This window comes from Streptomyces zhihengii, assembly GCF_016919245.1.
Lineage (GTDB): Bacteria > Actinomycetota > Actinomycetes > Streptomycetales > Streptomycetaceae > Streptomyces > Streptomyces zhihengii.
Map to the genome: position 1 here is coordinate 332,127 of NZ_JAFEJA010000003.1, position 11,503 is coordinate 343,629.

An 11,503-nucleotide genomic window follows, 5' to 3' on the forward strand; every position below is an offset into this window, starting at 1 on the left:
ACCTAGAAACCGTCCGATACGACCACCCATGAAGGAGAAGACGCCTATGTCCCCGAGCTACGCCCCGCCCGGGCAGCTGTGGCTCTTGCCGCAAGCGCAGCAGGAAGGTCTCGACCTCGACCACCGGCAGGTGATCGACGTCGTCGAGAAGGCATACCGCGCGCTGCGAGAAGGCGGCTCGAACAACCCGGTCAAGACGATCATCGACGACCCCAGTCATCGCTCGCTGAGCTACTCGATGGTGGCCAGGGATGCCGGCAGCGGCACCGTCTGCTTCAAGGCCGTCTACGAGTTCGACCCGCGCCGTACCCAGGACAGATACCAGTTCCACTCGTTCGTCTTCCTGGTCGACGACACCACCGGAGCCCCCATCGCGCTGATGGACGTGGTGAAGCTCGGCCCCTTGCGGTCCTCCGCCACCACCGCGCTGTTCGCCCGCGAGGCATGCCCCGACGCGCGGACCGTCCTCGTCGTCGGCACCGGCGTCCAGGGGCAGGCGGCCTTGCCGATGCTCGTCGCGGCGATGCCGGATCTGGAGCGGCTGCAGGTGTTCGGCACGTACCCCGAGGGGCTGCGTGCCGTCCAGGACAGCGTCGACGGCCGCGAGGTCGAGATCGTCACGGACCTGAGAAAGGCCGCGGGCAAGGCGGACATCGTCATCGGCGCCGCGGGCCTCTCCGCCACGGAGGAGGTCCGGCGCGACTGGATGAAGGCCGGCTCGGTCGCCATACTCCTCGGGTACGGCGTGGACGCCGACGTGTGCCACGGCGCGGACTACCGGATCGCCACCGACGCCGCCCAGATGCACGCCACCTGCGACGACCTGCGAGGCACGGACGGCAGCCTGCCGTCCGTGGACGCCCAGCTGCCGGACATCCTGCTCGGCATGGCGCCCGCGCGACGGCGTCCGGAGGACGTGGTGTTCGCCTACAACAGCGGCATGGCGGTCACCGACGCCGCACTCGGCCGGTACATAGCCGACCTCGCGCTGGCGAGCGGCCGTGGGGAAAAGGTCAACTTCTGGTGAGTACCGAATCGACCGACACCACCCGTGCGACGGACACGACCCGCTCCGAGAAGGCGGGCGCCGGATGGTGGATCGGGCACTCGCGCGCGCTGCTCAAGCTCTCGCTCCCGCTGATCCTGACCAACTTCGCCTACGTCGCGCTGACCACCGTGGACATCGTGATGCTGGGCAGGCTCGGCGCGCTGGAGATCGCCGCCTCCGGCCTGGCCATCGCGCTCTTCAACCAGCTGCGCACGACCGGAACCGGCCTGGTCACCGGGGTCAGCAACCTGGTGGCCGAGGCGCGTGTGCGGGACGACAAGGCACGGATCGGCGCGCTGCTGTTCGCGGGGTTCTTCTGGGCGACCGTCTGCGGTGTGGTGTTCTGCGCGGTGCTGCTGCTGATCGGACCTCTGCTCGTCCTGCTGGGTCAGGACCCGAAGGTGGTCGACAAGGCCGGTGAGTTCCTGATGGTCCTGGCACCGGGCATGCTGCCCTGCCTTTGGTTCCAGAACCTGCGCCACTTCACCACCGGCCTCAAGCGCCCCGGGCCGCTCCTCGCCATCACGCTGGCATCGGTCGCAGTCACCATCGGCCTCAACTACGTACTCATTTACGGCAAGTTCGGGCTGCCCGCGTTCGGATTTGTGGGCGTGGCCATGGCCACCGTCACCGTGTTCCTGCTGTCCTTCCTGGCGTTCTTTGCGGTGATCCTGCGCGACAGCGTCCTCCGCCCGTACCTCATCTCGCTCCACGCGTGGCGCTGGAACGGGGACGCGGTCAGGTCAGTCTGGCGCCTTGGCCTGCCGATCTCGGGGACGTACGCCTCGGAGGCCGGGTTCTTCAGCGTGCTCACGCTGGTCATCGGTTCCCTGGGCGTCGAGGCCCTGGCCGCGCAGACGGTGCTCAACCAGATCGTCTACATCGTCTTCATGGTCTCCGCCGGCCTCTCTCACGCGGCGTCGATCCACATCAGCGAGGCCGACGGCGGCAACGACTACAGGACGGCCCGCAGGATGGGCATCCTCGCCACGGCCTGGGGCGTGATCGCAACCTTGGTGGTCGCCGCCGTGTACCTGGTGGTCCCGAACCAGATCGTGTCGCTGTTCATCTCCGCCGAGCACGCCGACAACGCGGACATCATCGCCCTGACCGTGACCGGACTGCTCATCGCCGCCCTGATGCAGGTCTTCGACGCCATCCAGAACATCGGCAACGGCATCCTGCGCGGCATCGGAGACACCGCAGGCCCCTTCCGGATCTCCCTCGTCGGCTACTGGTTGATCGGCCTCCCCGCGGGCTACCTGCTCGGGATCACGGCCGACTGGGGTGTCGAGGGCGTCTGGACCGGCCAGACGATCGGCCTCGCGACTACCGCTGCCATCCTGCTGGGCGCGTTCCTGCGCCGCGTCGACCGGCTCCACCGCGAGACGTCCGGCGCGCCCCTCCCCGAACCGGAGTCGTCATGAACCCCACCCTCGCACCGGTCACCTCCGCCTCCCTGATACGCGGAGAGGTGGCAGGCCTGCCCGGATACGATCCCGGCGCCGACCCGGACGATGTGGCCGCCCTCAGCGGCGCCGCCCACGTCATCAAGCTCTCCAACAACGAGAACCCGTACGGCGCTTCACCCGCGGTCACCGAAGCCGTCCGCGCGGGACTGGCCGGCGGTGTCTCCCGCTACCCGGATCCCACCGGCAAGCGACTGGCCGAGACCATCGGGGCGAGCCTGGGCGTGCCCGCCGAGCGCGTGGTGCTCGGCAACGGGTCGGAGAACATCCTGGAGCTGCTGTGCCAGGCGGTAGTCGACCCGGGTGACCTGGTGGTCACCCAGGCGCCCGGGTTCAGCCTGCACGAGACCTTCCCCCGCGTCATGGGTGCCCGGGTCCACAAGGTTCCGGTCGCGGCCGAGTTCGGGTTCGACGCGGACGCTTGGCGCGACGCCCTGGCCGTGGGTCCCAAGCTCGTCTTCCTCGCCAACCCGTGCAATCCCACCGGCGCGATGCTCACCGTCGGCGAGCTGGAGCGGGTCGTGGCCGCCACACCCGAGTCGGCCCTGCTGGTGCTCGACGAGGCATATGGCGAGTTCGCCCGCGCCGACCCGGAGTACCCCGACGGTCTTGAGGCGCTCCGCGCGCTGGACCGGCCGTGGATCGTCCTGCGTACCTTCTCCAAGGCGTACGGCCTCGCGGGCTTCCGTGTCGGCTACGGCATCGCCTCCGACACGGCCCTGATCCAGGCACTGGACCGGGTTCGTACCCCGTACAACGTCAACCGGCCGGCCCAGGACGCTGCCGTCGCGGCGCTGGGCGACCAGGCACACCTGGCCGAAACGGTTCGCCGGACAGCGCTGGAGATCGCCAGGGTCACGGACCGCCTGCGCGGCGCGGGACTGCGCGTGGTCCCGTCCTCTACCAACTTCCTTTTCATCGACACCGGTCGAAGCTCTGACCGGGTCGCCCGGGAGCTGCACCGCGCCGGAATCATCGTCAAGGCATGGCGCGAGCCGGGATACGAGACCTACATCCGAGCCTCCCTGTCCACGCCTGAGGACAACGACGTCTTCGTGGGGTGCCTGACGGAGATCTGCACGAAGGACATGACGTGATCAAGACCAGAATTTCCGATCTGGTGGGGCGCACGCCCCTGCTCAGGCTGCACACCGCGGAGAGTGGGGCGACCGTCCTGTTGAAGCTGGAGCAGTTCAACCCCACCGGAACCGCCAAGATCCGGATGGCCAGGAATATGGTCGACGAGGCGGAGGCGGCAGGGCTCCTGGCCCCCGGCGGATGGCTCGTCGAGTCCACCTCCGGCAACACCGGACTCGGCCTTGCGCTCATCGCCGCTGAACGCGGCTACAAGTTCACCGCTGTGGTCGACAACCACTCCAGCGCGGACAAGCTGCGCGGCATGCGCGCCTACGGCGCAGACATCCTCAACGTCGCAGGCGATGAGGACGGCCTCGCCACCGCCGAACGCGACACCACGGCCGAGCGCCTCGCCGCCGAACACGGCGCCTACTGGACCGCCCAGCACCGCAACCAGGGCAACCCCAACGGCTACCGGCCCCTCGCCCGCGAGCTCCACGACGACCTCGGCGACGACATCCAGTACCTGTACGGAGCCGTCGGCACCGGTGGTTCGCTCTGCGGCACGGGCCGCTTCCTCCGCGAACGCATCCCGGACCTGAAGATCATCGGAGTCGAACCGGAGGGGTCCGTCCTCTTCGGGGGGCAGGGCGCGCCATATCACCAGTCCGGCACCGGGACGCCCGAGGGCTCGGAAATCGGTCCCGTCGTCGACTACGAAGTGATCGACCGGGGGCTCAAGGTCAGCGACGCGGAAGCCTTCGAGACCTGCCGCTACCTCGCCAGGAACTTCGGTCTCCTGATCGGCGGTTCAGCGGGCGGCGTGGTCTACAAGGCCCTGGAGCAGGCGCAGAACGCGGCGCCAGGATCGACCATCGTCGTGCTGGTTTGCGACGGGGGCGACAAGTACCTCCACACCGTCTTCGACGACGACTGGATGGCCGCCCACGGCCTCTTCGACGGGCAGGTCGTCCACCGGCTGGCCGCCCTGCTGCGTTAGGCACACGGCCCGACTGCCGGCGTGCTGGCCCGCGTCCCGGGGCCCGCCCGGAGTCCCCAACTCTCCTTCTTCCCTTCCCTCCCCACAGATAGCCTCAGATAATGAAAACGAAAACGATTACCATAATTGCTGTGGCTCTGGCTGCGCTGACGATCACCGGATGCGGGGCAGACACGTCCTCCGACGCCGGGGCCAAGGCCAAGGGCACGACGGCGGCGACGAGCGCGACGACCTACCCGTTCACCCTCAAGAACTGCGGCACCGACGTGAGCTACAAGGCCGCGCCGCAGAAGGTTGTCACCCTCAACCAGGCCGCCGCCGAAATCCTCATCCACCTCGGCGTCGGCGACCGGATCGCCGGCACGGGCTACGAGATCGAGAAGATGCCGCCCCCGGTCGCCGCGCAGTACGAGAAGATCCCGGTCCTGTCCGCGCCCGGCACCGAGATCAAGCACGAGAAGCTGCTGGAGGCCCAGCCGGACTTCGTGTACGGCTCCTTCGCCAGCATGTTCACCAAGGAGCAGTCCGGCGAGCGTAAGCAGCTCCACGACCTGGGCGTCCCCACCTACCTGACCGAGTTCGACTGCACCTACCACGAGACCGTGGCGAACGCGGACTTCACGATGCTGTTCGAGGAGTACCGTCGGCTCGGCAAGATCATGGGGGTGCCCGAGGCCGGCGAGAAGTTGGCCGCGCAGCAGAAGGCCGTGGTGGACAGGGCGGTCGCCACTGTCGAGAAGCGCGAGAAGCCGCTCAAGGTGATGTGGTTCTACTCCACCTACGAGGGCACCCCCTGGGCCGCCGGCCCTGGCGGTCTGCCGCAGCACATCTCCAAGCTCGTCGGGGTCGAGAACATCTTCGCCGATGCCAAGACGAAGTGGGCGGAGGTGAGTTGGGACGAGGTTGCCGCGCGGAACCCCGACGTCATCATCCTGGCCGATCTGACCCGAGGCGAACCGAACGACACCGCCAAGGAGAAGATCGAACTCCTCAAGAAGGACCCGCTCACCAGCAAGCTCGCCGCGGTGAAGGGTGACAAGTTCATCACCATCCCCGGAAGCCACATGGACCCCAGCTTCGGCAGCGTGTCCGCCGTCCCCGCGCTGGTCGACGGCTTGAACAAGCTCGGCTGACCCGTCCACCATCATGACGACGAGTTCACACACGACCGCCGAGCGCACCGGAGCCCCGATCATCACAGGTGAAACGGTCACGGTGCGCCGGCGGCGCACCGTGACCGTGGCGCTGTACCTCCTGGCCGTGTCAGGCCTCCTGGTGTCGATCGTCACTGCGTCCCTGTTCGGGAGCGCGAACATCCGGCCTCTGGACGTGGTCTCCACGATCCTGCGGCACATCGGTCTGGGCGGCATCGCCCCCACTCCGCCCCTTCCGGGCCTGCTCGACGCCCTGATCTGGGAGTCCCGCTTCCCCCGCGTCCTGCTCGCCGTGGCCGTCGGCATGGCACTGGCGGTCTCCGGCGCCGTCCTGCAAGCGGTCACCAGGAACCCCCTCGCCGACCCCTATCTGCTCGGAGTCTCCTCCGGCGCCTCCACCGGCGCGGTTGCCGTACTCCTGTTGGGAATCGGCGGAAGCATCTCCCTGTCGACCGGAGCCTTCGTCGGTGGACTGGTCTCCTTCGGCCTGCTGCTGCTCCTTCTCGGCGGGGGGCGCGTCGCCAGCCCTTCACGCGTGGTGCTCACCGGCGTGCTCGTGTCCCAGTTCTTCGCCGGCGTCACCTCCGTCATCCTCATGGTCAACGGAGACGCCAACTCGACCCGCGGCTTCACCTACTGGCTGCTCGGCACCCTCGGAGGCGCCCGATGGGAGGGAGTGACCGTTACCGTCCTGGTCATCCTGGTCGGGGTGATCGCCATTCAGTTCTTCGCGCCGGCCCTCGACGCCTTCACCTTCGGGTGGGACTCGGCGGCCGCCCTGGGTATCAACGTCACGGCCGCCCGGATCTGGCTGATGGTACTGACCTCGGTCATCACGGCCGCGGCCGTGGCGGCCTCCGGAGCCATCGGCTTCATCGGCCTGCTCATCCCCCACGGCGTCCGCGTCGTGACGGGACCGACGCACCGCTCGCTGCTTCCACTGTCCGCGATCATCGGCGCTCTCTTCCTCATCTGGGTGGACGTGTTCGCGCGGACGGCGTTCGCGCCCCACGAACTGCCCGCCGGCGTCATCACCGCGCTGCTCGGGGCGCCCGCGTTCGCACTGGTCCTGAAGCGTCTGGAGTCCTGATGGGCCGCATCACCACCACCGAGCTCTCCTGGTCGGTCAAGGGCCACCGACTCCTCGACAACATCGAGATGGCCGTCCACGACGGGAAGATCGTCGGACTCCTCGGCCCCAACGGCTCGGGCAAATCGACCCTGCTGCGCCTGCTCGCGGGGCTGCGGAAGCCCGACACCGGAACCGTCCGCTACGACGACACCGACCTGAGCGACCTCGGACGCCGGGCGATGGCCCGGCGGCTCGCCGTAGTCGAACAGGACGTGTCCGCCCACCACCACGTCAACGTCCGCCAGGTCGTCGAACTCGGCCGCACCCCCTTCCGCGGCCGCTTCGACGCGCTGACCGATTACGACCGGCGGATCGTCGACGAGGCCCTCGAACGGACCGAGATCTCCGACAAGCAGCACCGGAGCTGGCACACCCTCTCCGGAGGGGAGAAGCAGCGCACCCAACTCGCCCGCGCCCTCGCCCAGGAGCCCCAGGAGATCCTGCTCGACGAACCCACCAACCACCTCGACATCCGTCACCAGCTCGAACTCCTCGATCTGCTGACCTCCCTGGACGCCACCTGTGTCGTAGCCCTGCACGACCTGAACCTCGCGGCACGATACTGCGATCACATCGTCCTCCTCGACCACGGAGAGGTGGCCGCGTCCGGCCCTCCGGAGGACGTACTGACTCCGGACCTGATCAAGCGGGTCTACGGCGTGGCGGTGCTCGTCGACCGGGAACCAGCCACCGGGACGCTGCGCGTCACCTACCTGGGCACCGCCACCCGGACGGCATCCACGAGGAGGCCCGCCCCCCGCTGACGACACCGATACGGACAGGGTCACCGACCCAGTCGATGGCCCTGTCCGTATCGTGCTGCGGGAAGAGTCCGGCCAGGAGGTGCCGTGGCCGTGGCCACCACCCGGCATCAGAGCACGAGCCTCATCAGGACCTCGTCCGTGTCGTCACCCAGGGCCACCCGGAGTGCGCCAGGCCATTGGCCGCTTTCCACCCAGCCCAAGGCGCGGTAGAAGTCCTCCAGCCCCAGACCGGCTCTTGCCGTGAGACGCAGCCGTTCCAGTCCCATCTCCACCCGGGCGGTCTCCTGGAACTCCCTCATGAGGCCACCCCGATGCCGCGCCAACGGCACCGGAGGTGGATCTGGACGCGGTTGACGGTGCCGCAGTGCGCCACCAGCGGATGCGGGTCGTAGAGCATGACCAGCCAGCCGGCGAGCGCGCCCTGGAGGGTAGCCGAGAAGCCGACTGTGCCGGGGGCGCGCCAGCGCGTGAGGTCGTCGACGGCCGGGCCCACGTCGCTCGCGGTCACGGCGGGAGGAGGAAGCGGGCGGCGATCACCGCTCCGCCGGTGTTGGTCACGGTCTCCCCAGCAGTCGATCAGTTCGGCCGCAGCTCCTTGTGACCTGATCGGAGTGCGTGAAGTGGAGAAAGCGGGGAGCTTCGTGCGCGTTCATGTCCGTCAGCGTCCCAGAGGTGTCGTCGGGGAGCGGGCACCCGCCGTGCGACGTCCTATCGGGCGCTGCTGTACGCGAGGAGGGCCAGCTCGCGGGCGTTCTTGATGGCTGCGGCGAGCTGCCGCTGCTGCTGGGCGCTGACGCGGCGGCTGCGGATCTTGCCGCGCTCTGCGTGCGCCCCACAGGGGCGCCGCGCGGTACCTTTCGGCAGCCGAGCGGCCTCCCTGCCTGGTTGAAGCGCAACCTCACGGGCGACGGGCGCATGGGGTGCCGGCGCGCACGATGCCTGGACCCAGGGGTGATATGGCGAAGACGTGTAGCGAACGCGACGGCGCCTCCCGTGGTGATCCCTCTGAGGTGGTGCCGGCCGTGCGAACGATCCTGTCGCGTCGCTCCTGGCGAAGGCTGAGAACGGCAAACGGCTGATCGCGCGTGCCTACACGTGGTAGCCGGGGCGCTGTATCAAGGCGTGCCGTCTCTCGTCCGCTGTCGGCCGTATGACGTGCGGTGGGATGTCCTTCGGTGGTGGACTTTCAGGCTTCGGCCCGCTGAGGCGCGTCTGAACGGGGACGGGCGGGGCGGTCGACGAGGGAGGCGGCGCTGAGCCGCCTGACGCAACCAGTTGCGGGCTCGGTTCGACTTCTGGATCTGATCCGCTGCACGGGCGTCACCACCTTGGCCGTCCTGATCCGGATCACATACGCTGCGCCCACGCGTACAACGGGACGCCCGGGAAGCCCGGGAAGGAAGGTAGGACGAAGTTGCACAGCGGGCGTGGGCCGTGTCGGTAGGAGAGGCCTCGCAACCCTCGTCAAGTCTCCGCACATAGCGCCCGTAGCGCACATCAGGAATGTCGTAGGTAGGGCGCGGAACCGATCTGACCTGTGCTCTCATCTCACCTGCTTTGCACAGACCATATTCTTGTGACCGACCGCTTGGGTGCCAGCGGTCAGCGGCTTGCGCACCATCGGAGCCGCAGCGCGAACCATCCACTCTCGTGACCTCGGCTATCAGCTGACGTGTCCGCAAGGCGTCAAGTGCATTGCTGTCGTAGTGGGTAGCATCCGGCAGCAGACAGGTAGAAGGAGTGAGCTGTAGTGGTCGATGAGCCCGCGATGAACCCGATCCGCAACCGGTACGTGCAGCAGTACGCCGATGACCTCGCGGCGAATCGAGATGAGCAAGCAACGATCGGTCAGCAGGTCGCCGACCTGCAACAGCGTCTGAAGACTCTAGAAGAGGAAGAACGCTGGCTGGTTCAAGCCCAGAGCAGTTTGCCCGAGCGAGCCGTTCTGTCTGCCACAGAGGATGTTCCTCTCGGCCCGCCGGCTGACGTGGAGGGGACCGGCATCCCAACCCTTGCCGCCGACCCTGCCGAGGTGTCCGACACGGTTCCACAACCGCGGGACAGCAAGTCGAGGAGGAAAGAGACCACCCACGGAGAGAAGACTGCCCGCGCTGGCAGGAAGACAGCAGCGAACAGGCCCAGTCGGCCCTCCCGTGAGGTGAGCGCCGCAGCCGTGACAGGCCAGAACCAGCAGGACAACGGCTCGCGGCGGACAGGGCCGCCGCTCGGTCAGCTCCTCTTGGCCATCCTCTTGAAGACACCCGGCGAGCCGTGCGTGGTACGAGAGGTCTCTGACCAGCTCGCACAGGATCATCCGAGCCGAGCGACGTCCGTCCAGACAGTGCGCAACACGCTGGAGATCCTGGTCAAGAAGGGCACCGTCGAGAAGTCGCGCCAGCAGGGCAACGCGATGTACACGGCGTATGCCGTCAGTGGAGCAGGCGACACGTCGCAGGATGGGCAGGCTTCCACACCAACGGAGCGGGTTGCGGCCGAAGCTTAAGCGGCCCTTGAGGCCTATCCACCAGGCGTGCTTGGCGCCCTGTTGTCGGGCTACAGGTCGTGCTGTGGCACGCGGCCGCGTGCGGTGTGCCGATAGTTTGCGTCCTACTGGTCGTGATGTGGATTTCTCTGACACACAAGGTGTGCCAGGTTGCTGCTGCCAGAGAAATGAGCCAGTAGGGCGGGGCGTGAGAGGCGACGTTTCGCCTTGGGCCACGGCTTCTGGCGTTCCCCGGGACGGTCTACGCTGACCGGTGGCCCGTGCCGGAATGGAGTGTGCGGGATAGGCCCCGGTCCCCGTTCAAGACGGGACGCAGTACGGCCGGGGCCGCTCCGCCGCTCTAACCAGGCTGCTCTGCTTGCACGGGGAGGGTTGGGCAGGTCGCTCGACCGCAGCGCTGGTCTGTTTCCGGTGGCTGCGTGTTTCAGAGCCCGCGCCCCAGGCGTGGCCATGCTTGCGTCCCCGATGAGCGTAAGGCGATGACACCCCGGAAGCCCTCGCCCCCTGTTGGCGAGCCGCGCTGTGCCGTGTCTCGCCGAAAATGTAGGGCACGGAAGCCTGAGGCACTTCGTCCATGTTGGGCGCTGCGGGCAGGGTCCCTATGCAGTCAGCTCCTTGGCTACTGCGGCAACCTGCGAGACCCGTCTCGCACCATTGAAGGCGCTTGCACGCCCTGTTGGGTCAACCGGCGGATCTGGGCGCAGGAACTCGGTTCCATCCCTGCGGGAGCGGGGATTGCACAGCGATTGATTGTCGCCCCCTGTGCAGGTCGGGGTCATCCCTGCATGTGCCGATCACCAGTCGCCTCCCACCCTGAAGGTGCCGCCGGCGGGCTGGGCAGAGGCCATTCACGGCGTCGATTGTCCCAGCTCAGGTGTGGCAAACATCGGAGACCGCCCCTGTCTCAGAGGGCGGGCTGACCTAACTGATCCACGCTACTGCTGCTGCGCCTCTTTGCGCATTAATTGGATCAACTCTGCCTGTTTTACCCATGATTCATTTCTTCTGCTGCGCACTTAACCACTTTGGAGGTATTCAACTGGCATGACAGTCGATGGGGGCCCTTGTTCCGCGTGGCAGGCGAGGTTGCCCGTGGTTATGGCGAAGCATGTGCCGGGCGGCAGTAGAGCAGGACATCTTCGGTGGGGCTGCAGCGCCAGCACCGTTGGATCGGTGTGGCCACCGGGCAGCTTGCGTGAGGAAGCTCCATGCCCGGTGGCGGCGGCATCGACGATCGCTGAGCATGGCGCGGCGAAAGGGCGCCTTGTTGGTCGGGGAGAGAGTCACCGGCCGGCCAACAGCGTGGGGAGTCACGCTGGTGACGACGCTGGCACCGTCCAGAACGCTGTGGCGATC

General features: G+C 67.7%; 10 protein-coding genes and 1 pseudogene. 8 read left to right on the forward strand and 3 right to left on the reverse strand.

The window, feature by feature from the left end:
• The first annotated feature begins 46 nt into the window (after positions 1-46).
• From JE024_RS39260 to JE024_RS39290, 7 genes are all read left to right on the forward strand, one after another.
• Positions 47-1,027 carry an ornithine cyclodeaminase gene (locus tag JE024_RS39260; protein WP_205378744.1) on the forward strand — a complete coding sequence of 327 codons (981 nt, stop codon included), beginning with the start codon at positions 47-49 and terminating at the stop codon, positions 1,025-1,027.
• Positions 1,024-2,475, forward strand: coding sequence for an MATE family efflux transporter (locus tag JE024_RS39265; RefSeq protein WP_205378745.1), 1,452 nt, complete (start codon positions 1,024-1,026; stop codon positions 2,473-2,475). Before JE024_RS39260 ends, JE024_RS39265 begins: the two co-directional genes overlap by 4 nt.
• Positions 2,472-3,614 carry a histidinol-phosphate transaminase gene (gene hisC / locus JE024_RS39270; protein ID WP_205378746.1) on the forward strand — a complete coding sequence of 381 codons (1,143 nt, stop codon included), beginning with the start codon at positions 2,472-2,474 and terminating at the stop codon, positions 3,612-3,614. The genes JE024_RS39265 and hisC overlap by 4 nt, the downstream gene beginning before the upstream one ends.
• Positions 3,611-4,594, forward strand: a complete 984-nt coding sequence (locus tag JE024_RS39275) for a PLP-dependent cysteine synthase family protein (protein WP_205378747.1) — start codon at positions 3,611-3,613, stop codon at positions 4,592-4,594. The genes hisC and JE024_RS39275 overlap by 4 nt, the downstream gene beginning before the upstream one ends.
• 131 nt (positions 4,595-4,725) lie before the next feature.
• On the forward strand, positions 4,726-5,727 hold the full coding sequence (locus JE024_RS39280; protein ID WP_507232749.1) for an ABC transporter substrate-binding protein: 1,002 nt from the start codon (positions 4,726-4,728) through the stop codon (positions 5,725-5,727).
• 82 nt (positions 5,728-5,809) lie between these two features.
• The gene (locus JE024_RS39285; RefSeq protein WP_205378958.1) at positions 5,810-6,838 is read left to right on the forward strand and encodes a FecCD family ABC transporter permease; all 1,029 of its coding nucleotides are present in this window, start codon (positions 5,810-5,812) and stop codon (positions 6,836-6,838) included.
• On the forward strand, positions 6,838-7,644 hold the full coding sequence (locus tag JE024_RS39290; protein WP_205378749.1) for an ABC transporter ATP-binding protein: 807 nt from the start codon (positions 6,838-6,840) through the stop codon (positions 7,642-7,644). Before JE024_RS39285 ends, JE024_RS39290 begins: the two co-directional genes overlap by 1 nt.
• Before the next feature lie 107 nt (positions 7,645-7,751).
• Here the strand turns inward: JE024_RS39290 and JE024_RS41720 are convergent, their stop codons facing one another.
• The 3 genes and pseudogenes from JE024_RS41720 to JE024_RS39300 all read right to left on the reverse strand — a co-directional run.
• Positions 7,752-7,943 (reverse strand): hypothetical protein, encoded by a 192-nt coding sequence (locus tag JE024_RS41720; protein ID WP_244883720.1) that lies wholly within the window; start codon positions 7,941-7,943, stop codon positions 7,752-7,754.
• The gene (locus JE024_RS41725; protein WP_244883721.1) at positions 7,940-8,152 is read right to left on the reverse strand and encodes a hypothetical protein; all 213 of its coding nucleotides are present in this window, start codon (positions 8,150-8,152) and stop codon (positions 7,940-7,942) included. The genes JE024_RS41720 and JE024_RS41725 overlap by 4 nt, the downstream gene beginning before the upstream one ends.
• Before the next feature lie 200 nt (positions 8,153-8,352).
• Positions 8,353-8,469 (reverse strand): annotated as a pseudogene (locus tag JE024_RS39300) (30S ribosomal protein S18); the annotation flags it as partial.
• Positions 8,470-9,394: 925 nt separating this feature from the next.
• On the opposite strand from JE024_RS39300, the gene JE024_RS39305 reads away from it, so the two are divergent.
• Complete coding sequence (locus JE024_RS39305; RefSeq protein ID WP_205378750.1) at positions 9,395-10,147, forward strand: BlaI/MecI/CopY family transcriptional regulator; 753 nt, start codon at positions 9,395-9,397, stop codon at positions 10,145-10,147.
• Positions 10,148-11,503: the final 1,356 nt, after the last annotated feature.